This window comes from Pedobacter suwonensis, assembly GCF_044762335.1.
Taxonomy (GTDB): domain Bacteria; phylum Bacteroidota; class Bacteroidia; order Sphingobacteriales; family Sphingobacteriaceae; genus Pedobacter.
Genome location: NZ_JBIWEB010000001.1, coordinates 169,517 through 194,950 on the forward strand (window position 1 = coordinate 169,517; position 25,434 = coordinate 194,950).

The following is a 25,434-nucleotide window of genomic DNA, read 5'->3' on the forward strand; positions in this document are numbered from 1 at the left end:
GATCAGTTATGATACAGGCTCTTTCATTTCTATTTATCCCAAAAAATGCGGGTATCCATGTTATCTGGCCCGCCATTGTCTGCAACGGCTGCCTGGTAATTGGTTAAATTGGCAGAAAGCTCAAGCGTTGGATAAACAAACCGGCGAACAAAACCTCCGGTAATACTTTGTCCTGGGATGGTATTGGGCGATAAAGCCGGGAAACCACTTCTCCTGAAGTTGGCAAATGCCTCGGCACCATTGCCCCATGAAGCTACCCAATATTGTGTGTTGATCAGGTTGAGTGCATTTGCCGAATTATAAGCATTAACGGGATTGTTAATAAATGCATTTTGCGTAGCCAGGGGGATAATTGCCGCCGCGTTGTAGGTTGTCCATTGGTCCATTGCACCACGAATGCCATTCGCATAATATACATCAGCGGTACTGCCACCGGTTAACCAGCCTCTAAAAGCAGCCTCTGCCAGCAGGAATTGCGTTTGCGCGTAGGTAATAAAAAATTGAGGGGCGGTTAAACTACCGAAAATACTGTAATTCACCTGCGAATAATTAAAGCCTGAACCATTGGCACCTCTAAATCCGGGTGCAGTAGGTAAAGTAGCACTGCTATATCCAATAGGCAGTCCGAATTGATTGGCCGATGTGGTATCTGGTACTGTAGTAGGCGCGGCCAATGGATTTGCATATTTACCAGCTATAAACTTCAACCTGGGATCACCGCTGTTTTTGAGTTGATCTACAAATGGAGCCGCCAAATAATAGGTATTCGCTATCGCAGTAATGCTCTGGCTTACCGGATTCACATAAGTGGTATTGTATTTCAGATAACAGTTGTCGGCATTTGAGGTCATTACACCACCAGCTACCGCAGCCTGCACAATCGTTTGCGCTTTTCCAGGATCAATTTTACTATACCGCATACCCAATCGAAGTAACAAAGAGTAACCCAGTTTTTTCCATTGCGCGATGTTTCCACCGTAAAATACATCAGCTTTTACGATATCCTTTGCAGGATCAAGGGCTGCAGTTGCCTCTGTAACTTCTTTAATCAGGTCGGTATAAATCACTGCCTGATTATCATATTTAGGGATAAGCACATTTGAAAGATAGGCTTGTCCGGCTTCACTGTACGGTACGTTTCCGTAAGTGTCTACCAGCATCATAAACTGGTATGCTTTCCAGATTCTGGCTTCGTTATATAAATTTGTTCTTGCAGCATTGCCTTTAAGCTGGCTTAGGATCTGTACCAGTAATTGAACTGGGCCTGAAGAACTTGTTGCGCCGGTATTGGTACCGGTATATTCTGCATTCCACTTTTGCACCGTGTAAGTTTGGTTTACCTGGTTAAAATTAAATGCTGAGGTAACGCCCGAAAACGGATTTACAAATTGCTGCACAATCGTTGGCTCAGTTTCCATTGTTGCGCCATGTGTGCCAAATTGTGCGCTGGTAAATAAGAATGCTGCATCGAGCTCCGTTGGATTATTTGGATTAATATTCAGTTTATCGAAGCCTTTGTTACAACTGTAAATTACTGGAAAGCAGATGATAATGGCTATAATTCTAATTAAATTTTTCATATTTTATATAGGATTAGAATTTTATATTTAAGTTAAATCCGTATGTACGTGTTGTGGGTAACGATGCTTGCTCATACCCGGTTAGGTTATCGCCGCTTGACGCTATTGCTTCCGGATCAATGTTAGGTGTATATTTCTTGATGATCAGTACATTGTGGCATACCGCAGAAAGCACCATGCTTTTCACATATTTTTTATTGATAAATCTGGATAAGTCATACCCTAAAGAAAGGTTTCTTAACTTCACAAAGCTTGAGCTGTAAATAAATGGGTCTAAAATATTCGTTGAACGATAACTGGCGTAAAAATCTTCTGCATTTACGGCAGTGGTATTGGGTAATCCATCGGTAGCATTTACACCGGGAAAAATTACGCCACCCTGCCGGCCAGGTAAAGACTCTTTTGATAAACCTTCTCTTAATAAATTTAAACTGGTACTGGAGAGCACTTTACCTCCTGCCTTATAATCTACATGGGCAACAAAAGTAAAACCTTTGTAATTCAATGTATTTAACCAGCCGCCTGTTGCTGTAGGCAGGCCGCTGCCAAAATTAACCGGTGTAGCACTTGCTACCGGCTTGCCTCCTGATAATACGATATTTCCCGCAGCATCCCGTTTATAGGTTGCCCCTCTGATCTGGTTAAGCGGTAATCCTACTACGTCTACAATAGAGCCAAAAAACTCAGGACTGCCCACTACCAGTTGAGATTGGTTGTTCGCTAAGGATAATACTTTTGAAGAGTTGAAAGCAGAGTTAAAAGCCGTTTTCCAGGTAAATTTGTTGTTTTGGACCGGTATTAATTCGAGGTTAAATTCTAATCCTTTGTTCTCTAAACCGCCTAAGTTGACCAGTGTGGTGCTGTATCCGGTTGCTGCAGACAGGCTGATTGGCACGGCCTGATTAGTTGTTTTTTTATTGTAGGCAGCTACATCCAGGTTTACCCTGTTGTTGAACATGCGTAACTCGATGCCTATTTCTTTTTCATTTACGCCAAAGGGCTTAATTTGAGTATTTGGGGAGGCTGTACCGTTTATACTGCCTAGTGGAAGCCCGTTAAATGAATTTTGAGCAAGTGCAAATGTTAAGGCATTATAAGGACCAATACCCTGGGCACTTCCTGTTTCTGCGACAGCAAGCCTCAACTTTCCAAAATTCAACCATTTTGCTTTTGGAAGTAACTCCGAGAAAACGAAACTTCCGCTAACTGAAGGATAGAAATAATGATCTATATCTCTGGATAGTACCGAATACCAGTCTGAACGGCCGGTAATATTTAAGAAGAATAAGTCTTTATAAGAAAATTCTGCAGTACCATACAATGAATTAACGGTTTGTTTAGTCAAATTGTAAGTCGAATTTGCTGTAACACCATTACCAATGGTATATAACCCCCTGATGTAAAAGTTAGTCACCGACTCGCTAAATGTAGACGTGGTTAAAGGAAAATTATTGCCACCCACGGTTGCATTAAATGAAAAGTCATTCCATTTATGTCCGCCGCCCAGCAAAAAGTCAAAATTATTCTGGCGTGTACTTGCGGTGTTTATTCCATAGCTACCGTTATACAGTCCTGCTGGCGCGGCCGATACAGCCAGCGTACCAGTCGGTGTATTAGATTCATAAGTGGTTTGCAAAAGATCCATATTGGCCCTGCCCTGCAAATACAACCAATCGAAAAACTGGTAGCGGACTACAGCTGTACCCAACAAATGATCTTTGGTTTGTCGTTGAAACTGGTTGGCCAAGATCCAGTATGGGTTGGTAATCGTAGCAAACCTTGATGTTGGTGTTTCATTTCCATTGGCATCTATTGCGCCTGCCTTAAGTACATCGAAAGAGATGGAGTTAGCCAACCTGTAAATTGATGTTGGAATGGAGTTGCCCTGTACGCCTACCAATGGGGGATTGTTATTAAACTGGTGATCGTAGTTCACGTAAAACTGTGCAGATAATTTTTCAGTGAGTTTATAGTTAATACCCACGTTAAATATCTTTTTGTGGAAATCGTTGTTTGGTACAATACCCTGCGCATCCTGATTAGCAAGCGACACGCGGAAACTTCCTTTATCATTACCACCAGAAATGGCCACGGTATTACTCCATGATGGTGCAAGCCTAAAAAACGTTTTTATGCGATCTTTAACTGGCGCATACGGACGCTGAACACCGTCGAATTGATAGGTTGGTACATTATCAAATGGTACTCCAAAACTCCAGGCGCCAGAACTTTGCGCCGTACCTTGTGATGACGGACGAATATTATTCTCCCCTTGTCCGTATTCATATTGAAAATCTGTAAAATCCAGTGCCTGGTTGATGGTAAAATTAGAATTGAAATCAATCCCAATTCCAGTATTTTTAGATCCCGATTTTGTGGTGATAATAATCGCGCCGTTAACCGCACGCGAACCATACAAAGCCGCAGCAGTAGATCCTTTCAGCACAGTCATCGATTCGATGTCATCCTGATTGATTCCTTGCAGGTTATCTCCCTGGTCTACATTTTGCGTATAACCATTGCTACTGCTTGCGCCCTGCGACATGGGCAAACCATTAATGACGATGAGCGGTGAATTATCTGCGGTGAAAGAAGATTGTCCACGCAAACGGATCTTGGTACTTCCACCTGGTCCTGCAGCTGGTGGAGATACGTCCAATCCAGCCACCTGGCCCTCAAGTGCATTGGCGAGGTTGGTGGTACGGTTGGTTTGTAATGCCTGTACATCGGCTTTTTGAGCTGCATAACCCAAGCTTTTCGCTTCCCGCTTTATACCGAGCGCGGTTACGATCACCTCGTTCAAAGCATTTGTAACTGCTTCCATAGCTACATTAACTACGGTTTTTCCATTTACGGTTATTTCTACGGGTTTGTAACCAACAGATGTGAACACCAATACCGCGTTGTTATTGGCCACATTTATGGTATAACCGCCTGATGTATTGGTTACAACAGCGTTCCGCGTTCCTTTTTCAGCTACGCTTACGCCAGGTAAACCTACGCCCTTTTCATCGGTAACTTTACCTGTAATGCCGATAAAAGCAACTGTTAATTTTTTGCTTGTTGCAGATTTATTCAAAACTGCATTGCTTAGCCCACCAGCTGATGCCATTATGGGCTCGAAAAGCAGGAATAACGTTAACACGGTATAAGTCAATACCAGTGGAAGTAATTTTTTTTTCATCATTTATAGTTTGGTTAGAATTGGTTTTTTAATTAGCAGCATATCTATCGCTAGATTATGTCGGATAATCCTTTTAGAACATAAGCCGTATGAGCAGCAAGGTGCCGCAGTTGGGATTTTAAGTAAGTTTATCTCATATCAGAATATTGGTTAGTCGGTTTAGTCGCTGTTCTAACCGTTTAAGGCTAACGTGCCTAGTCAAATACCTGATTTAAAAGAAACAGGCAAAAATAGAGGCATTGCTTTGCTTTATATTTGGTTATGAAACAGTTCTGTTACTTAAGCAAATAAAGACAACTTTACTGAAAAGCAATTTCAGTATTACCGCAAAAAATTGTAACATATTAACATAGATGGATCTTTCCGAATTTTCTTCTGATTTAATGAAGTATCAAAAATATACTTGTATATCAATCACTTATAAAAATTCTTCAGCATAACACCAATCTATCGTACAAATAATAAAACCTGGCGTTGTTAACATACCTAAGCAACAATTGCTCATGATATGCATTTATATTGTACATAATTTTTAATTTCATGTTATCGTTAACCAATTATAAACATGAAGGCTACTTTAAAAAAGGCTACTCCGAACCCGGAGCATTCTTTTAATATCCGTAAAGATATCGGACATGCGATATTAAGCGCCTGGCATTATCATCCCGAATGCGAACTATTGGTGGTTAAAAGAACTTACGGCACCTGCCTGATCGGCGACTATGTGGGCCCTTTTAAAAATGGTGACGTATTTTTATTTGGATCAAACCTGCCACATACTTTCCGGTGCGAACAGGAATATCTGGAAAACGATACCGATAAAATAGGCGAAACCATCGTGGTTCTTTTTCAAAACAACGTATGGGGCGATACATTTTTAAGTCTTCCCGAAATCAGTCCGATTGTTAAACTGCTCCATACCAGCAAGCTGGGTTTACGTTTAAAAGGCGCCACTAAACGAAAGGTTGGGAAAATAGCAGAAGAAATGCTTAACGAATCGCCTTCACGTAAATTAATCAGTTTATTGTCTGCTTTAGAAATCGTAGCGGCCACGAAAGAATACGAAATTATATCAAAAAATGGCTTTAACCTGGAAGTGAACAGCATCGACCAGAGTCGCATTAATACCATTTTTGAATATACTTTTAATCATTATCACCAGAAAGTGGCATTAGAAGATGTAGCTGCATTAATTAACATGGGAAAACACTCGTTTTGCAGGTACTTTAAATCCAAGACCAAAAAAACCTATATCCAGTTTTTAATGGAAGTAAGGATTGGAAATGCCTGCAGATTGCTGGTAGAAGAGGAATTTAACATGACGGAGGTGGGATACGCCTGCGGCTACAACAATATTTCTCATTTTTATCATCAGTTTAAAGCACTTACGAAAAAAAATCCGATGGATTACCGGTCCAATTATATTAAAACTGAAGAGAAGAAATTTGCTGAGTAGCCCTTTATGTTTGCCACGGAAGCACGAAAAACACGGAAACTTTAATTTCCTACTTGATCTCTGCGTTTTCAGTAGCTGATTAATTTTTTCACCTATCTTAAAAGTAATTTCCCTGTCGAAGCAATCTACCGTGTGGACACATCTTTTTATGAATGGTTTAGGCGTTTTGCTAGCCAACTTTAATAATGCATTGATTTTAGCGAAGAACACTGTCAATCCCAAGAGCCAGGGAAATCAAAAAACAGTTGCAGTTAAGTTAAATTAGCACTAACAAACCTGAAACGCAGTGGTTTTGTGTTCATTACGATGATTTGATTTTAAAAGAATATTGAACACAAAACGAAGTGCCACTGTTTTTTTGATGCGTATGGGGTTGTGCAAAAGGCTCATTGCTGGATTGACGAAGCGCTTTGGGTACTTTGGCGCTCCAAAGTACCATGCCTCCGCGGCATAGAGCGGAAGAAAAATATTATAATTAATTGTGGCCACAAAGTAGGCCAAAGCAATGGCTAAATCGTTTGGTGTATGGTGAGTCAAAATCAGTTTTAAATTATAGTCAATTGCTAATCAATCAGCCCGTACAAACCCATAATTTTAGTATCGCAGCATTTTATTGTATTATATTGACATGATGGTGTAAATATCCTTTAAAAGCATTTATTTGCCTTTCAATTTTACCGCCTGGATATGTAAAGTAAGTTTAAAGCTCATTTTCTATCCAAAAAATCTAAACCAAATCATTATGAGAATCTATAATACCTCGAGCGGGATTATTATCAATCACCATAACCAATATTTCTTAAGCGGAGAAAAAAACTGGGATACATTCGTTAACAGGAGTAATCTCTTTAAAGTAGTAAGTAACGAGTTGCAAAATCTTAAACCTAACGAAGATTTACAGGCCCTCACCCATTCCGCTGTTTTAACACCCATCGGTAACCAGGAAGTATGGGCATCTGGTGTAACTTATTTCCGGAGCAGGGAAGCCAGAATAGAAGAGTCAAAAGATGCAAAAGGTGGCGATTTTTATGCCAGGGTATACGATGCAGACCGGCCCGAGCTTTTTTTTAAATCACCCGCTTACCGTACGGTAGGTCCGGGAGAAAATATCCGCATCAGGGCAGATGCTAAATGGAATGTGCCTGAACCGGAACTGACCCTATTTATCTGCTCGGCAGGCACCATAGAAGGTTATACCATAGGCAATGATGTATCTTCGAGAGACATTGAGGGCGAAAATCCGCTTTACCTGCCGCAGGCAAAATCGTACAATGGAGCAGCCGCTTTAGGCCCCTGCCTTCTGGTGCCGGAAAAACCGATAGATCCTGACACCCTTATCAGCATCGAAATAACCAGAGCTGATGCGGTCGTTTTTCAGGAGGAAATATCCATTAACCAGATGAAACGCAAACACAAGGAATTGGTTGATTACCTGTTTCTGGAATTAGATTTCCCTCATGGAACTTATTTAATGACCGGTACAGGAATCATCCCTGCCGATGATTTCACTTTGCAAAGCGGAGATACGGTAAAAATAAGCATTTCGGAGATTGGCTCACTGATCAATGTAGTTGCCTGATCAACACGGGCAAACCAATGCCTGGCTCCTCACCTCCCCCGGCGCGGGTGAAACGATTGGTTAATCAATACGCTCACCAGCCAAAAAAAATTGAAAATAGCACAACAAGTATATTCTGGATATGAAACCATATAGAAGTTCAACCTGGTTTGGAAAAAAAGATAAAATGGGCCTCATCTACCGCAGCTGGATGAAAAACCAGGGCATGCCCGAAGACATGTTTGACGGCAGGCCGGTGATCGGGATCTGTAACACCTGGTCGGAACTAACGCCCTGCAATGCCCACCTGCGTGATATTGCAGAAAGTGTTCGCCGCGGGGTATTGGAGGCCGGAGGCTTTCCGCTCGAATTCCCCATCATGTCGTTAGGCGAAACGCTCTTAAAACCTACTGCTATGTTGTTCCGTAACCTCGCCAGTATGGATGCGGAAGAATCGATCAGGGGAAACCCTATTGATGGGGTGGTACTATTAACGGGCTGCGATAAAACCACCCCTTCTACGCTAATGGGCGCGGCCAGTGTAGATCTGCCAACCATTGTGGTGCCCGGCGGCCCCATGTTGAACGGAAAATACCGTGGCGAGGACATCGGCTCCGGAACCAGTGTGTGGAAGCTGACGGAAGACTTAAAGAGAGGTGAAATAACTTATGATGAATACGCAGAAGTAGAAAGTTGCATGTCGCGTAGTCCGGGCCACTGTATGACGATGGGCACGGCTTCCACAATGGCCTGCATGGTAGAAGCCCTGGGCATGAGCCTTTCGGGGGGTGCGTCTATACCCGCAGTTGATTCGCGCAGGAAAAGGCTTGCCCAGCTATCCGGAAGGAGAATAGTTGAAATGGTTAAAGAAGACCTGAAAATTTCCAAAATACTCACACGCGATGCTTTTGAAAATGCCATTAAGGTAAATGCCGCAGTGGGCGGTTCCTCTAACTTTATCATTCACCTTACCGCTATTGCCGGGCGTATGGGGGTACCGCTCAACTTAGAAGATTTTGATGATATTGGCAGCAAAATGCCACTGTTGGTTAACCTGATGCCCTCAGGTAAATTTTTGATGGAAGATTTTTACTATGCCGGCGGCATACCTGCAGTTTTGAAACAAATGCAACCGGTGTTAAAAATGGATACCCTGACCGTAACCGGAAAAACCCATACCGAAAATATTGCTGGTGGTGGAATAAACTACAATAAGGAAGTGATTTATGAATTTGAACAGCCGATTATTCCCGAAGCCGGAATTACCGTATTAAAAGGTAATCTTGCCATCAACGGAGCCGTAATAAAACCATCTGCAGCCACGCCCGCTTTAATGCAGCATCGGGGCCGTGCCGTTGTGTTTAAAGATATTGAAGATTACCATGCGCGGGTAGATGACCCTGATCTGGATATCGATGAAACGTGTGTAATGGTTTTGCAAACAGTTGGTCCGGTTGGCTATCCGGGTATGCCCGAAGTGGGCAACATGACCTTACCTAAAAAATTACTGGATAAGGGCATCACCGATATGGTCAGGATCTCTGACGGCAGAATGAGCGGTACGGCTTATGGTACGGTTGTACTGCACGTATCGCCAGAGTCGGCCATTGGCGGCAATTTAGCACTGGTAGAAAACGGAGACATCATTGAACTGGATGTAGCCAACAAACGCATCCACCTGGAAGTAAGTGATGAAGAACTGGCCATCAGGCGAAGCCATTGGGTACAGCCTCCTCTCCTTGCTACTCGTGGTTATGCCAACCTTTACATTAAACATGTGCAGCAGGCAGATAAAGGTGCCGATTTAGACTTTTTGGTAGGTGGCTCGGGCCCAACCGTAACCAGAGACTCCCATTAATAAAAACATGGATGTACTGATTCTTTCTGGCTGTATCGTGATGCTGGTACTATTAATTGCCTGGGCAAAAGTGAATACTTTCCTTGCATTTTTAATCGTATCGGTAACGGCCGCTTTATTGTCAGGTATGCCCGCCACCCGTATTCCGCAAACGGTTAATAAGGGATTGGGCGACACCTTAGGGTCTTTGTCCATCATCATCGTTTTGGGGGCCATGCTCGGCAAACTCGTGGCCTTTAGCGGTGCTGCGCAAAAAATAGCCACGGTATTAAAAAACACCTTCGGTTATCAATACATCACCTGGGCCATGTCTTTAACCGGTTTTATAGTAGGCATCCCCTTATTTTACAATGTTGGCTTCGTATTGCTCATCCCCATTATTTTTTCGGTAGCCTACAACTATAAGTTACCGTTGGTGTATGTGGGGTTGCCCATGCTGGCCTCGCTATCTGTGATGCATGGATTTTTGCCGCCGCATCCATCGCCCATGGCTTTAGTCACCCAGTTTCATGCAGATCTGGTCAAAACCTTTATTTATGGTTTAATCGTGGCCATACCGGCTATCATTATTGCAGGTCCTGTTTTTGCAAAAGCATTAATGAATATGCGATCTAAGCCAACAATTAGCCTAAAGGCCGATGACTTACCCGATTATGAATTGCCGGGCATCACCAATAGCATCATTTCTGCATTGTTACCGGTACTCATCATTTTAGGCACCACCTTAATCAGCAGGCTATGTAGCAACAACACAACTGTGGTAAATTTTGCCAGGTTTATTGGCGACCCAACCATGGCCATGATACTCACCATTTGTATTGCAACCTATACCCTCGGGATAAGGTTAGGTAAAAAACTGACAGACATTATGGCCATTTATGTCGAAGCTGCAAAAGATATCGCCATGATCCTCTTCATCATCGGCAGCGCAGGCATTTTGAAACAGGTATTTGTAGAAACTGGCGTTAGCAATAGCCTTGCAGCCATTTTGCAAGGATTAACGCTACCGCCTTTGCTATTGGCCTGGTTAATCACCGCAGTGCTAAGGCTTTGCCTGGGTTCGGCAACCGTTGCCGGCCTCACGGCTGCGGGCATCGTTTACCCCCTTATCGGGCCTCATGGTGCCGACCCCAATTTAATGGTACTCGCCGTTGGCTCAGGCAGCCTGTTCTGCTCTCACGTAAACGACTCCTCTTTTTGGCTGTTCAAAGAGTATTTAGGATTATCCATCAAACAAACCTTTTTATCCTGGTCGCTGATGGAAACCCTGGTATCCGTGATCGGGATTATTGGGATATTGATATTGGATCAGGTGAAGTGAAAATTTGGGGATTGTGGGGGGGGTGTATTTTTGATAGCCTTTAGTTTGAAAATGCTCATTTAAACATAGTCCAGCAATTATCATTTAATAACTGTAAATTAAGTTTTATTGCGAACTCATTTAATCGCTCACCTTTTAATGCATTTTTAGTTGCATTGGTATAGTTTAAATTTGAGATTTTTATAACTAGAAAACTAAGAATTAAATCGCTTATATATACCGAAGTTCAGTTACTATTTTTCACGAGTAATATCTAGTTTATTAATAACTTACTAATCTATCTTCACAACTACCTTCTAGAAAGGAGTGACTATCCTATTCAATCTATTTGCTGGAACTTTTTCAAAACTGGATTATTATTCAACTAATAAAATCATGTGACATTTTGAAATGTAGCTTTTCGAGCAAAATAATCATTTTTTTTTTAAAAATTAATTCAATCTATAAACCATTAAATAAGTATTGTATATATTGCGTGATATGACAGCGATTGGGAATATCTTGCTTGACAATGGACCGATGATTTCAAGCGATTTGGCAAGAAAGTTAGCAAAATCAGAAGGTATTACAATCAATGCTGCTAGCCAAAGAGTCTCTCGAGACCAAACTCTAGAAAGAATTGAAGGCTTCTTTAAAAGTAATCAGTCCTTAATATTCTTGCCAGACCAAGCTAAAGATGGTGCAATACTTTCTCTTTTGGCTAAGCAAATGGAAATGCATGGTAAAAAATACTGGTACGTTTTGAATGCGTTAAGGTATCACTCAGGAAGTTTGGATCGATCGTTTTTAGAAACTTATGCGAATTATCCTATCAATCCTGTTGCCTCACATTTTACGTTTGAAGAGGTGCTTCAAAAATTTGTAAAAGAGAAAATCCTAGTCTTTAATGAGGATGAATACTCCTTTGCACCTAGATTAAGATATAAAGGTCTAAATCTTTTTTTAAGTAAGACTCTCAACATAATCAAATTATACGTTCTCGACAACTTTAAAAACCAAGCTAAAAATATTGGATTGGTGTCCTACGAGTCGGCGGAACTATTTGGGGAACATGGAAATTTCCGATGGGCTTTCAAAGGAATAAGCCCATTAAATGGACTTAAAACGGGAAAAGAATTTGGGTTCGTTATTGCAGATGTGCTTCTTGGTAGACCTACACGTAAGAAAGATCTGGATTTTTTCATAAAGAAGATTGAAATTATCAAGACCTATAAAAATGCATCCCGAGTCATGCCAATACTCCTTGTCGACAACCTAGATCATGAAGGGTTTATGTATCTGAAAGAAAAAGGAATAGTCGTTGGATTAATTGGTGAACTCTTCGGTCAAGATTACGCTAAAACTTTGAATGATCTTATCACTGTTTTGACAAATGCGGCCGCAAGTTTAGCTAATGACCCAAATAAGTATTTAAACCTTATTACCGAACTTAGAAAATATAATGAAGGTCTACTCAAAAATATGAAAGGCACTTTATTCGAATATGTTGCGGGACACTATTATTTATTTAAGGGAGCTAGTATAGATTTAGGTTGGGAGATAATTGAAGACAAGGCGATTCACGAAATGGATATCCGTGCAAGTTTTGGAAATAAGATTATCATTGCAGAATGCAAAGCACGTGTAGCTAAAACGCAAGTTGCTGATGTCAATAATTGGGTGAGAGTAAAAGCTCCAGCTTTCAAGAGATGGATCAAAGAGCAAGACGCTCAAAGAAATAAAGAAATAGAATTTGAATATTGGTCTACCTCGGGTTTTGACGAAGATGCATCAAAGAGAATCGAAGAACTAAAAGTTGGCAGCGGGAAAAATGTGTTCAGATTTATAGGTCCAGAGGAGATTTTACATCGCGCCTTAGAAATGAAAAACCCAAAGCTTAGGAAGGCGCTTAATACCTTCTTTCTAAAATCAAATCTTTAATTTCTAGTTTCATGGGTTTGTTTTATTAAATTCAACTAGTTAATCTCTCAAAGATGGCACAGATTCATAAAGTAAGACTACAAAACTTCAAAAGGTTCGAAACATTTTCTATCATTTTTCAACCTGAAATAAATTTATTGATTGGGGACAACGAGGCCGGCAAAAGTTCGATCTTAACGGCTATAGATATAGTAGCAAGCGGAAGTAAAAATAAAGTAGAAACTATTGGTCTAGAAAGTCTGTTCAATTCCAAAGTGGTTGAACAGTTTCTTTCCTCTAGAAGAGATTATGTTGAGCTCCCAGTTCTTTTTGTAGAAATATATCTTGAAGATCAAAAGGATCCTGATTTAAACGGAAACAATAATTCTGAAAGTTCAATTTGCGATGGCTTGCGGATGACCTGTGCTCCAAACGATTTGCTAAGTAGGGAAATCAGCGAAATAATAGCCCACGATGATGCTATTTTCCCTTTTGAATATTATACAATAAGCTTCCAAACATTCTCAGGCGAAAGCTATACCGGTTTTAGAAAGTTTTTAAAGCAGATTCTAATAGACAATTCTCAGATCAATAACGAATATGCTACAAGAGAATATGTTAAGGCGATGTACTCAAGTAATACAAGAGATTCAGAAAAGAATAAGCATAAAAACGAGTACAGAAAGTTTAAGGATTCTTTTAAAGGTAACGTATTGGCAGAGCTAAATAGCAGGTTGAGTCAATATGCTTTTGGAGTTCGTAACACGCACAAAGCAAACCTAGAAACAGACTTGATGCTGACAGAGGGTAATATTAATATTGAAAATAAGGGTAAGGGCAGGCAGTGTTTTATCAAAACAGAATTTGCCTTGAATAAGAACAGTAAAAATATTGATGTTATTCTTCTTGAAGAGCCTGAAAACCATCTCAGCCATATTAATATGAAAAAATTGATCGGCAGAATAAGGGAATCTTCTGGCAAGCAACTTTTGATAACAACTCACAGCAATATGATCAGTACAAGGCTCGATCTCAGAAATTCAATCCTTCTGAATAGCAATAGCTCGCTAGCCGTACTTTTGAAACAATTACCATCTGACACCGCAAAATTCTTCATAAAAGCTCCGGATAATAACATTATGGAATTTATTCTCTCAAAGAAAGTCATTTTGGTAGAAGGAGATGCAGAATACATTCTGATGGAAGCATTTTTCGAGCAGGAAGGCAATAGCCTTGAAGACTCTGATGTTCATGTTATTTCTGTAGGAGGCACAAGTTTTAAAAGATATCTTGATATCGCTAAACTGCTTAAAATCAAAACAGCGGTAATTAGGGACAATGATACCGATCATCAAACCACTTGCATAGAGGCTTACAAAGATTATGTATCAGATATAATCCAAGTATTCTATGACCCCGATAATAACCGATCTACATTTGAGATATGCGTCTATGAAGACAATAAGGCTATATGCGATAGCATGTTTTCTGGAGGCTGGAAAAAACTTAGCGTCCAGGAGTATATGCTAAAGAACAAAGCTGATGTGGCATACGAACTTCTTGATAAAAAATCAGACGCAATTGTTGCGCCAAGCTACATCAAAGATGCCGTAAAATGGATAAAAGAGTAGTTTTTGCAGTCGCTGGCTCAGGAAAGACAACTTTGATCCTATCTAAGCTTTGTTTGGAAAAAAGATCGTTGATAGTAACCTACACTGTAAATAACATTGATAATCTGCGCAATGGCATTATTAGGAAGTTTGGATATTTTCCGGAGAATATTCGGCTCTTATCATATTTTAATTTTCTTTATGGTTTTTGTTATCGACCCTTTTTAGGTTTTCAATATCGTGCCAAGGGCATCAACTGGAATCCAAATCCAAATAAGTTTGCACAGGATGATGCACGATATATCGATAAATTCAAGAGGCTTTATAGTAACAGAATTGCTAAACTTCTTGAAAAACGAGAAATAGTAAAAGATATCAATAATCGCATATCTAAATATTTCGACAACGTTTTTTTTGACGAAATCCAAGATTTCGCAGGCAATGACTTTAACTTTTTAAAAAATATTTCTCTCGCCAATTTGGACATATTGTTTGTTGGAGATTTTTATCAGCATACATTTGATACCAGTAGGGATGGTGTAGTGAATCGTTCATTACATGATGATTACAAGGGATATGTGAAGCTTTTTGAAAAAATGGGCCTTAGTGTTGATACGACAAGTTTGATAAAAAGCCATAGGTGTAGTCCAACAATTTGCAACTACATAACCGAAAATATAGGAATCCATATGGAATCACATCGGACAGACCATACCTCAATAAAGGTTATAGAAGATCAGTCAGATGCTTTAGGAATTTATTACGATGAGACTGTCGTCAAGCTTTTCTACAACGACCAAAGGAAGTATTCCTGCTTTTCCAAAAATTGGGGCGAGTGTAAGGGAGAAGATAAATATCAGGATGTGTGTATTGTACTCAATAAGAAATCCTGGGAGTGCTTAAAACAAGAAAAGCTAAATAGTTTGCCCGCTTCAACAAAAAACAAATTCTATGTTGCCTGTTCAAGGGCTAAACGCAATCTTTATATGGTACCGGAAGAATATTTCAAGACGCTAAAAGTGAAATAGTAATATGAACCACACCACCCGATTGGCTCTATAGCTTAGTCTCCTAACGCATTACCTAGGCATTCCATAACTGAGATCATAGATATGACATTTATAAGTTTTAGTTACCCTCTTTTATCCTCTCCCTGATCAACCACGTAGCCTCGATCAGCTTCACCAATTGCTCGTAAACTATAATGACTTCAAATTTGCTCAGCCTTTCTTCCATGAAAGAGGTGTTCAGCGCATCGGGGAGCCAGGTGTGCAGGATTTTTTTGTACCCGTCCAGCTGATAGATCCTGAACATTTTCTTGAGTACAGATGAGGGCTTTACCATCTCCCGAATACTCAGGTTTTCAGGATAGTCCCGTAGCTTCTTCTTTTCCGTTTTGATGTAGCATTTTGCAATTTCAATTTCCTGTTTGTGATCAAAGTCAAGTTTGCCAGACTTACGTTTTTTTAAGAGCCAGGCCGCCTCGATCAGCTTTATGGTCAGTTCGTAATGATATACCAGGAAGGCTGGGCTACATTTTTTTGATTTTTCGGATTCAAATGCGGCATCGTTTCGCCAGCGTTTCAGCATCTTCAAATGGTCGGGCAACCATGCGTGACTAAAAAACTCGTGTAACACCTTTATCGGATCTGTTATTTCATCCTGGTTGAGATAAACGATCCTGTTATCTGTTGTATTTTTTGTTTGCTTCTTCATCGCCTTACCTATTGGTCTGTAAAACTTCTTCGATCTGTATCTGGTTGGTGTTTTTTAAGGCGGCATCATCTGCTGCCGATTTTACAAGCAGTTCTATTTTCTCGTTGCACATCTCTTTGGCCAGCAATAAAAAAGAAGCAACCTTTTGATAAAGATGCTCCGCATCTTGCCGGGAAACCGTAAAATCATCTTTATAGCGTGAACCAGAATAGCTTTTTGCCATGATTTTAAATAGCCGCTCATCTTCGGCAGTGGATAGGAAAAGTTGAAAAGGCTTTTCAGAAAAGCAGGTACACAAACGGAGCAGGCGGTAAAGGTTATGGAACTCCGAACGGTAGGCAATATGAATCCTCAACAGGCAGATACAAGTTTGTTCTACGGCCTGATGGAGCATAAAGGCACAAATTGCGAACTGTTGCTTCTCCAAACATTCAGATGCACACGTCAGAAAACCATCAGCCAGCGGTATGCGGTGTTCATAATGTTTAATTGCTTTGATTGCGCCCTTTGTGGGGATAAATGCGGGTATTGGATCATGGTCTAACAGTCCATTCTTACTATAAAGCAGTTTTCCACAGCTCAGCACACTCATAAAAAAGCGGCTGTTTTGCTGTACTGCGTCGATAACCGATTGCCTGCCGTGGCCGATAATGGTAATTGTTCCATGCTGATAATCGGCATTGGCAAAATCCTGCATTTCATAATCTATTCGGGTCGCCGTTTCGGTAACTACCAATAAGCAATAGTCATATTTAAAATGGCATTGATTGTCAGTAAAACAGCCTTGGGAAGTAAGAATATAACTATTCTGCGAAAAGCTGAAGATCTGGAGCGGTTTGAACTTCCGGGCGAGCCGATGGATGAACGCCCTGAAATGGACAGCATGCTCGGCTTCTGGTGATAATTTTGGTTCCATATTGATCTCATTTAAATTTCTTTCAAATGAGTCTTAGGATGAGCATAATCATAAATGTGGGATCTGCCAACCATGGTTACATAAAAGTTTCTGAAGCCTTACGTCAACATGGATTTACAGCAGATCCCACATCTATGCAGATATGCAAATATAGCACATCCAGCCATAGATATGGTATTTTTCTGCTGTCTTGCGTTGACGGCTTCAGATTTTGTAACCGCAAGACTCTTATAACTACTATTGTATATTTCGATACTAATATAAACAAAAAACAATTACCATGCTATAGCACGGCAAATATTTTTTATTTATTCCTTACTTAGCTATTAAATGGCGCAACTTACAGAAATAGAACAATACGTTATTGATAGAGTCAAAGAGAAAAGGATTCAAGCTGGATTAACGCAAGCTGTACTGTCGGTAGCCATGGATCTGAATCCTAAGTTTGTGGGTAATGTCGAACGTTCTAAGACTGATGATAAGTATAACATCAATCACCTGAAAAAGATTGCGGAAATTTTGGGCTGTTCAATAAGGGAATTCTTTCCAGAGTAAATCAAATATTTATATAAGAAAAGTACTAAATCACAATTCAACTAAATTTATCTATCTCAACACGAATATTTTTTCATTTTTATTTGAACGATATCTTTTTGATTCAAAAATTAAATAATTTAATGTCTACCAAAGTCGCATAAAACTTTAATTTAAAAACTCAATGCTTTCAAAACCAAGTAAACTAACCATTGCGATACTGCTCGCATTTTCATTTTTACAGCATGCTTTTGCGCAACTCAAGGTAACACAAACACTAAACCTAGATTTCGAACAGCACCGAAACGGCTTTCCTTCACAATGGATAAAATTTGGAGATGCAGCATACAAAGTTTACGTAGACTCGGTGCAGAAGAAAAGCGGTAAGTTTTCTGCTGCTATTGAGAATACCGGTAGCAAAAAGAATTTTGGAGCGCTGTCTATAACCCTTCCCGCCAACTATGAGGGCAAGTCTATTCGCTTATCGGGTTTCATCAAAACAGAGAACGTAACTGAGGGGTATGCGGGCTTATGGCTCCGTATAGATCCACAGATAGCTTTCGATAATATGTCTAACAGAGGTGTTACAGGAACTACCGACTGGGCTCCTTTTGAAATAAATCTGCCACTTAATCCAAAAGAAACCAAAAAAATAGTTCTTGGCGGCCTATTGGTAGGTAAAGGAAAAATGTGGCTGGACGATCTAAAGATCACCATTGATGGAACAGCATTAGGCGATCCAAAAATAAAGACCTTCCAAAAAGAAATTATGGCTGCCCAAGCAGATAAAACTTTTGATGATGGTTCGAAAGTTACTTTCCCCACATTAAATCAAGATTTAATTGATAATCTTGAGCTTTTGGGAAAAGTTTGGGGACTTATAAAGTATCATCATCCAGAAATTGCAAAAGGAAAATATAACTGGGACTACGAACTTTTTAGGCTCCTGCCAGATTACATCAAAGTGCAAAACAAACAACAGCGGGATAATCTGCTTACCAACTGGATTAAAAATTATGGTGTGCTGCCGGTGTGTAAAACCTGCAAAGCCGCCCCGGCCAATGCTGTATTAAAACCAGATTTATCCTGGATCAATAGCACAGGCTTATCAGCCAACTTAAAAAATCAACTTAACGATCTTTACAACAATAGAAACCAGGGCAAGAACTACTATATCTCACTTGAACCTGGTATAGGAAATCCGAACTTCTCCAATGAGAATCCTTATTCAGGATCGACCAATCCGGATGCCGGCTTTAGGTTATTATCTCTCTATCGTTACTGGAACATGATTAATTATTTTTTCCCCTACAGGCATATTACCGATAAAAAATGGGATACTGTACTGAAGGAGTATATCCCAAAGTTCCTGAATGCTAACGACAAACTCTCGTATGAACTTATAGCCGCACAGCTGATTGGAGAAGTGAACGACACCCACGCAAACTTATGGGGAGGACGGGAAAAAAGTAATGCGCTAAGGGGAACCAGGTTCGCAGCCTTTAAAGCAGAATTTGTGGAGAACCAATTGGTGGTTGTCGATTACTTTAATCCAGAATTTTCAGAATTGGCAAAAGTGAAAATCGGCGATGTAATCACACATGTTAATGGTAAGACAATTAATTCATTGGTTGATAGTTTAAAACCTTATTATCCTGCCTCTAATAGCGCGGCCAGGCTTAGAGATATGTCTATAGACCTTCTACGTAGTCCAAACAATACGATTTCCTTAAATTACCTCTCTGACGGTCAGAAACGACAAGTTAACGTGTCAACCTATGAGCGGAAGAATCTACGCATGTACCATTGGTACAAGGTAGATAGCAGCCAAAAATGTTTTAAGTTATTGCCTGGAAATATCGGCTATATTACGCTTGCCAACATTAAACAAGAAGACATTCCGGAAATAAAAAAGACTTTTAAAGAAACAAAAGGTATTATCATCGACATCCGTAATTATCCAAATACATTTGTTCCATTTTCCCTTGGTTCTTATTTCGTAACTGAACCCACTTCATTTGCAAAGTTCTCAACAGGAAATCCAGATAACCCGGGTGAATTTGTTTTTCGGAAAGGGGATAAAATCACCAGCGACAATAACAAATATAAGGGTAAGCTGGTTGTACTTGTCAATGAGAATTCGCAAAGTCAGGCAGAATATACGGCAATGGCGTTCCGTGCGGTAAAAAATACGACTATAGTTGGAAGTACGACGGCTGGCGCCGACGGCAATGTTTCGACTATCTTTTTACCTGGTGGACTTAGAACCATGATCTCAGGCATTGGCATTTACTATCCAAATGGAAAGGAAACACAACGTGTGGGTATCGTTCCTGACATTGTGGTAAGGCCAACTATAACAGGTATAAAAAATGGAAAAGACGAAGTGCTGGAACGAGCAATTAAGGTGATCAACCAATAGATAGCCATTGTGGATCAACTTCTTAAATTGTTTTGGCGTGAGCTTGAGCGAGTTTTTTGATAAAGATTTATACGAAAATAAATAATCTTTAGGTATGATACATTTTAGAAATGCTACAAATGCTGATTTTAATTTAGCCTTTCAAATCAAAAAAACATCAATCAAGCCATATATAGCGCAAATATGGGGTTGGGATGATGACGTTCAGCTAGAATTTCACATTAAAGACTTCAATCCTGAAAAAACTAAGATCTTTTTTGATGAAAGCAATGAGGCTGTTGGGCTTATGGTGACTTCAGAAGATGATACAAATATTTACCTTCAAAGCCTTCTCTTGCGCCAAAATGCTCAAGGTAAGGGCTTAGGTACAAAAATATTGCGTGAATTAATTGAGCAGGCAAGATCAAGGTCGAAACAGATCAAATTACAGGTTTTTAAAGTAAACAATAGGGCTAAGGCTTTATACGAACGATTGGGTTTCATTACAATTGGGCAAACTGTATTTCATGATGAAATGATTTGTAGATAAAGATGCCTTAAATGCTTCTTGTGCCATCTACGAACTGCCTGGGTATCTATCATATAAAGATAAAAATCATATTTTTAATATCAGTACCTATATGATTGATACAATAGATTTCAAATTTGGTGAAGCTAATGCAAATTTAATAAATGAAGAACCAGAGAACCATCCAGATGTTGTTAGAGAAAGGATATTTCAACTTAATCTCTTAAAATCTTATACATAAATTGGCATCTTAGAACCAATTTTGGACCTTAAAACTTAACGCGAATGCTTAAAGATCATCGGGTTTATATCCAATCCTTTTCCATGTAGGATTAGGCTGCTCCTGTTTTTCAAGAAGTTGATCAAGATAACGAAATACGATCTCCATATTTTTATCCTGATTGTCTAGCTTGTTCTTGATTTTTTCAATCTCCAAACGGATTTCTGTATTATCCATAAACATGTGACGGATCCGGGTAGATATGCGCATGATCTGAATGTTAACCGCTATCGCCCTGTCACTGTTAAGTATGCCAGAAAGCATAGCTACACCTTGTTCGGTAAATACTTTGGGGGCTTTTCGTGTTCCGCCCCAACTTGATGTTCCATTTTGGAACATCAAGTTTTTAAATCCTGACCTAAGATCAGCGCAAACATCTTATTTTGAAAACGGTGTAACAGTGTCAATGCGAGACGTACTTACACATTTTGCCAAAAAAATAAATAAAACTAAATAATTAGTTTATATTAGCTTTTATATTAGTAGTAACATTATGAGAACTTTATTTTTTTTATGTATGCTCTTAAGCAGTACCGGGTTATTCGCTGAGCAGATCAAATTTGACATCCAGGGCAAAGTAAAAGAACCTAATGGGTCAAAGTACGCCTATCTTTACAGCAAAGGCGACAAAGATCTTTTTATGAAAGTGCCATTAATAAACGGTAGTTTTAAATTCTCATCTGCCGTTGATCTTGAGAAAAAACTACTGCGTTGGGGTTTAATATTTTTAGATGCCCGTGGTGACATCAAGGTAGAGGATATTGAAAAAAATCTACGCAATAAGACTTGGGTACCTGGCGGAACCCCAAAGTTAAAAGTTATTATACTTGAAGATGTGGATCTGAATATCCTCAAAGAACAAGAGATGAATTATCTTACAATATCGGGGAAGGGGCAATTGAATAAGCAGGTGAAAGAGCTGGACGGGAATGGAAACGCGAAACAATTGAAGCTGGCGGAGTTCATTAAAAAATATCCAGATTCACCCGTGGGCTTGGATTATTTAAAGTCTGTACCTAAATATTTGAAGGTGCTCCCCATCGAAAAAATTAAAGAAGTATTCGGAAACACACCTCAAGCGATGCTAGCAATGCTATCTCCAAGGTTAAGAAATAGCGCTGAGGGAAAGTCGATCAGAGCAGATATTGAAAAGTTTCAAAAAAAATAATTCAATTAACCAGTTTGCCTTACTCACCGAATCACTCACCAATTTTTGTGAATTCATGCGAATTTTGGCAATTCCCTAAAAGCAAAAAGCCCTGCTAATCGTTCGATTGCAGGGTTTTCTACATTTTGATAGTCTTTTGGTGTGATCAAGCTTGCATTGGCCCGAACACATTGCCGCAGCCTTCCTGAATCGAACCCGGTCTCCCCTTCTGCTCGAAGTCAAGCCAGTATAAAAACAAAAAACCTCCAAGCTTTAGGCTTGAAGGTTTCTGTGATCCCGCTGGGATAATAACTAAATAATCCAACTGGTACTAAATGAGCAAGTTATAAATAATAGTTAATCGTCATTTCTGAGTGGGCACCAAACTGGGCACCAGTTATTTTGATACGATATGACTAACTTTAAAGAACAATTTGTTATTAAACAAATATAAGTTATTTATTTGATATTTAACGACTTATTATTTTTTATGCTTTTCACATTTAATGAAATGCATTTTTGTATTAAGCAAAAATGTTCAAAATCACTAAGATCTTGTTCCTTTCTTATAAAAACAATGAATTTTCTTATAGAGTAATTATAGGATAATGATTACTTATTTCTAAAAGACCTCAAGGTTATTTATTTTTAAGTAGCCGACATTGAAGTAGAATAATTTTTAACTATTGCAGTCTTGAACAGAATTCATTTGTCGCTCAGGGTTGTTAAAGTTGGAGTGACCATAGTCCATCCCGAATTGCAGATTATCCCCGGGAGTCTTTGTTTTGAGCAGAAATTGAAAATTATTCCAGAAAGCCAGTCGCGAAAAATGCTGATCGAAAGATTAGAACGGCCAGTTTGCCCCTGAATACGTGATCATTTAAAATTGAAATGGGGTAACAGTTTAAATGCGGAACGGGCGGCCATTTTTATCGAAATACCAACTAAGACTCGGCCTGCTAAAATAAATAGGCCTACTTGTAATGATTAGAAATGACCTGCAGTTCTGAAAAATTCACCCGTAACGAAAATACTACATTAAACAAATATTAATTAACAATATATTGTATTATTAAGTATTAATCCTTAAACTTTATTATGAAAAAACATCTATTGATGATGCTTGGCGTTGCCATGACCATTATTTCCTGCAAAAAGGAAATGGACAAAATATCGAGCCCCGATCTGGACCGGTACAACAGAAATCTAAAAAGACTTACAAGTGTTGTAGGGCGAATGCATAATGACGGCGTGACTGTAGCACTTAAGGTTAAAGGAAACAGTTTTAGACCTAATCTTCAACAATCTTTGTTTCCTACAATACCAAGTAATCCGACGCCTACACTTTCGTATTATCAATCCTCTGATGTCAAAAATTTGAACAATGCAATTTACGATTATGTCCTTGCCCAACCAGAATTTAGTGGATCTGGCCGGGGTATAATCACTGAAGTTGTTCCTAAGGTCATCTCCATTGTATATGCTCAAACCTCACAACAGATAGATTCAAAAGTTGATTCCACAGTTTTAAGCTTGAGACAAAACAATATCTTAAGCATAAGAGAGGCAGGAATGATCAAGGAAATTCAGGATATCTTTATGGACGGATATTCGCTCAACATGAATCAATCCGTCGCCGGACCTTATTTTTCAAACAAACTGAACCAACTTAAGAATAAATACATTAACATAATTTGGGATATAAATGAAGGTGAAGCTTTTTTAGGAGCCTTGGAGATAGCAATAAGCTCAAACCAATATTGGCATTCTAATACCGCTCAAGTACTTCCTATTGCATCCAAAGTTGCTCAACATAAGCTGATGTCTATTGATAAAACTGGTAATTTGTTACTCCCGCCATTTACTCCTGACGATCCTGAAACGCCGATTGTACAAGTAGATCTGGTTGCTTATTTATTATCTTGGGGTTGGCAAGTATATAATCAATACATGGCAGGAACCTTAGACTCAAGTGGCCAATATGATCGAATTTCTAGAGGTTTGCAAGCTGCAATTTCAGCAAGCACGCTTAGGCTTATTAAAACGAGCATGGCAGTTCTGAACGACGATATGTTTAATGGCGTAGACGGAGGTACATTGCCAGGAGGTGGTGTAACACCAACATATAATTTTCCGTCACCACTAACTACAGATTTCGTGTATTACACAAATCAGTACACCCATATTGGATCTAATTATAGACCACCATTTATCACAACTAGAATATATGCAGGCAATAATTTTTACTATTTCGATTCTTCACTAACTCGGAAGTTACCTGATGGATATTATATTTTGCAAGAGGATTTATCCACTAACAAATATTATCAAGTATCAAACGGTGTTGTGATTGCAATAAATACTGCCACAAATAATCCAGATGCACCATTAGGCCCATGGGATCCCTATAATCCTTTTGAGCCGACATTGGTTCCTGCAAATTAATAATTTTAGTTTGTTTGGTTAAGGGGTGGTCGAAAGATCATCCCTTTTTTGTATTCATATCGAGGAACATCAAGATAGAATTATAATAATTAGTTTTTCATTAAAGGGCCACTAAAAAACTCTTATTATATTAAATTTTGTTTTGGTTGAAAGTTTAGGGCAAAAAACAATTAGCTATAAAAACCAAAAAGAAATGATTTCCATTTGTTAATCATCCCTTTGAAGTAAAAGCTGCTGCTGCCAGCATAATATTTATTACAAAATTCCTTTATAGAAATATGTCAAAGAAAGTACCTTTAGTCCCAACCGACATACTGACTCCTGTTGTACAGCCCTCTCCGCCAATAATATTTGTTTGCTCAAATGATAAGCAGGTGATCATTGCCTGGAAATAAGCCGAGCCCATAAAAGATTGTATTTACAACTGGAAGGATATGATTACGTCTATCTTACAATTATATCTGGAAAGTCCTTCCAATGATTCAATATCTTCACATTAAAGCTTACTTCAAATCACCAAATGCTTTATTTGGACCACTACTAGTTATCAATAGTTCCATAACAAAAATAACCCTAGATGCACTAGTGAAGCATGAACCTTAATGTTCTCAACCAACTTAAGATTTCTTTTACGGATTTAATTCTTGGACATTTTTAGCCTTATTTTTTCTGCTTTTTACTTTTACTGAAATACACACCAGCGTCGTAAATATAATTGAATGTATGATTTTAAGTACTCTGGATAACAAGATTTGTATTACTGAAGTTTTTAAATTTCAAATCATCCTTATGAATACCAAAGTATAAACAATTGTCACCATAATTTGGTAGACTAATTCGCTTATTACATAGATCTATCTGTAGTAGTAGAATAAATTCACCACCAATTTCTTCTGCCAATCCATATATTCTGATAATAAATATCTTCCGGCTTAATTACCGCAGCCCCCCAAAACATTCTTACCGAACCATCCATAACAAAACTTAAGTAGACTAAATT

General features: G+C 39.2%; 17 protein-coding genes. 12 read left to right on the plus strand and 5 right to left on the minus strand.

Going from position 1 to position 25,434, the window contains the following annotated elements; genetic code table 11:
* Positions 1-29: 29 nt before the first annotated feature.
* Both ACIQXP_RS00670 and ACIQXP_RS00675 read right to left on the minus strand, forming a co-directional pair.
* Positions 30-1,580, minus strand: coding sequence for a SusD/RagB family nutrient-binding outer membrane lipoprotein (locus ACIQXP_RS00670; protein ID WP_387504396.1), 1,551 nt, complete (start codon positions 1,578-1,580; stop codon positions 30-32).
* A 13-nt stretch (positions 1,581-1,593) separates the two neighbouring features.
* Positions 1,594-4,767 (minus strand): SusC/RagA family TonB-linked outer membrane protein, encoded by a 3,174-nt coding sequence (locus ACIQXP_RS00675; RefSeq protein WP_387504395.1) that lies wholly within the window; start codon positions 4,765-4,767, stop codon positions 1,594-1,596.
* A gap of 562 nt (positions 4,768-5,329) precedes the next feature.
* Here ACIQXP_RS00675 and ACIQXP_RS00680 point away from each other — a divergent pair.
* The 7 genes from ACIQXP_RS00680 (at position 5,330) to ACIQXP_RS00710 (ending at position 15,494) form a co-directional block, all read left to right on the plus strand.
* Positions 5,330-6,220: an AraC family transcriptional regulator gene (locus ACIQXP_RS00680; RefSeq protein WP_387504393.1), complete on the plus strand. Its 891-nt coding sequence runs from the start codon at positions 5,330-5,332 to the stop codon at positions 6,218-6,220.
* A gap of 742 nt (positions 6,221-6,962) precedes the next feature.
* Positions 6,963-7,799 carry a fumarylacetoacetate hydrolase family protein gene (locus tag ACIQXP_RS00685; protein WP_387504391.1) on the plus strand — a complete coding sequence of 279 codons (837 nt, stop codon included), beginning with the start codon at positions 6,963-6,965 and terminating at the stop codon, positions 7,797-7,799.
* Between the two features lie 121 nt (positions 7,800-7,920).
* The gene (locus ACIQXP_RS00690; RefSeq protein WP_387504390.1) at positions 7,921-9,636 is read left to right on the plus strand and encodes an IlvD/Edd family dehydratase; all 1,716 of its coding nucleotides are present in this window, start codon (positions 7,921-7,923) and stop codon (positions 9,634-9,636) included.
* Positions 9,637-9,643: 7 nt separating this feature from the next.
* Positions 9,644-10,957 (plus strand): gluconate:H+ symporter, encoded by a 1,314-nt coding sequence (locus ACIQXP_RS00695; RefSeq protein WP_387504389.1) that lies wholly within the window; start codon positions 9,644-9,646, stop codon positions 10,955-10,957.
* Between the two features lie 480 nt (positions 10,958-11,437).
* Complete coding sequence (locus ACIQXP_RS00700; RefSeq protein WP_387504388.1) at positions 11,438-12,877, plus strand: hypothetical protein; 1,440 nt, start codon at positions 11,438-11,440, stop codon at positions 12,875-12,877.
* 53 nt (positions 12,878-12,930) lie between these two features.
* Positions 12,931-14,487: an ATP-dependent nuclease gene (locus tag ACIQXP_RS00705; protein WP_387504387.1), complete on the plus strand. Its 1,557-nt coding sequence runs from the start codon at positions 12,931-12,933 to the stop codon at positions 14,485-14,487.
* On the plus strand, positions 14,472-15,494 hold the full coding sequence (locus ACIQXP_RS00710; RefSeq protein ID WP_387504386.1) for a hypothetical protein: 1,023 nt from the start codon (positions 14,472-14,474) through the stop codon (positions 15,492-15,494). Before ACIQXP_RS00705 ends, ACIQXP_RS00710 begins: the two co-directional genes overlap by 16 nt.
* A 100-nt stretch (positions 15,495-15,594) precedes the next feature.
* Here the strand turns inward: ACIQXP_RS00710 and ACIQXP_RS00715 are convergent, their stop codons facing one another.
* The gene (locus ACIQXP_RS00715) at positions 15,595-16,182 is read right to left on the minus strand and encodes a hypothetical protein (protein WP_387504385.1); all 588 of its coding nucleotides are present in this window, start codon (positions 16,180-16,182) and stop codon (positions 15,595-15,597) included.
* A gap of 4 nt (positions 16,183-16,186) precedes the next feature.
* A complete protein-coding gene (locus tag ACIQXP_RS00720) occupies positions 16,187-17,098 on the minus strand; it encodes a HEPN domain-containing protein (protein ID WP_387504384.1) in 912 nt (303 codons plus the stop codon).
* 330 nt (positions 17,099-17,428) lie between these two features.
* Between ACIQXP_RS00720 and ACIQXP_RS00725 the strand changes: the two genes are divergently transcribed.
* The 3 genes from ACIQXP_RS00725 (at position 17,429) to ACIQXP_RS00735 (ending at position 20,583) form a co-directional block, all read left to right on the plus strand.
* Entirely contained in the window at positions 17,429-17,653 is a 225-nt protein-coding gene (locus tag ACIQXP_RS00725) for a helix-turn-helix domain-containing protein (RefSeq protein WP_387504383.1), read from the plus strand.
* 163 nt (positions 17,654-17,816) lie between these two features.
* The gene (locus tag ACIQXP_RS00730) at positions 17,817-20,054 is read left to right on the plus strand and encodes a S41 family peptidase (RefSeq protein WP_387504382.1); all 2,238 of its coding nucleotides are present in this window, start codon (positions 17,817-17,819) and stop codon (positions 20,052-20,054) included.
* 94 nt (positions 20,055-20,148) lie between these two features.
* Positions 20,149-20,583 carry a GNAT family N-acetyltransferase gene (locus ACIQXP_RS00735; RefSeq protein WP_293744890.1) on the plus strand — a complete coding sequence of 145 codons (435 nt, stop codon included), beginning with the start codon at positions 20,149-20,151 and terminating at the stop codon, positions 20,581-20,583.
* 268 nt (positions 20,584-20,851) lie between these two features.
* On the opposite strand, the gene ACIQXP_RS00740 is transcribed toward ACIQXP_RS00735, so the two are convergent.
* Positions 20,852-21,181, minus strand: a complete 330-nt coding sequence (locus ACIQXP_RS00740; RefSeq protein WP_472977850.1) for an ORF6N domain-containing protein — start codon at positions 21,179-21,181, stop codon at positions 20,852-20,854.
* A 154-nt stretch (positions 21,182-21,335) separates the two neighbouring features.
* Between ACIQXP_RS00740 and ACIQXP_RS00745 the strand changes: the two genes are divergently transcribed.
* The gene (locus ACIQXP_RS00745; RefSeq protein ID WP_387504380.1) at positions 21,336-22,010 is read left to right on the plus strand and encodes a hypothetical protein; all 675 of its coding nucleotides are present in this window, start codon (positions 21,336-21,338) and stop codon (positions 22,008-22,010) included.
* Positions 22,011-23,087: 1,077 nt separating this feature from the next.
* On the plus strand, positions 23,088-24,434 hold the full coding sequence (locus tag ACIQXP_RS00750; RefSeq protein ID WP_293744893.1) for a hypothetical protein: 1,347 nt from the start codon (positions 23,088-23,090) through the stop codon (positions 24,432-24,434).
* The last annotated feature ends 1,000 nt before the right edge of the window (positions 24,435-25,434 follow it).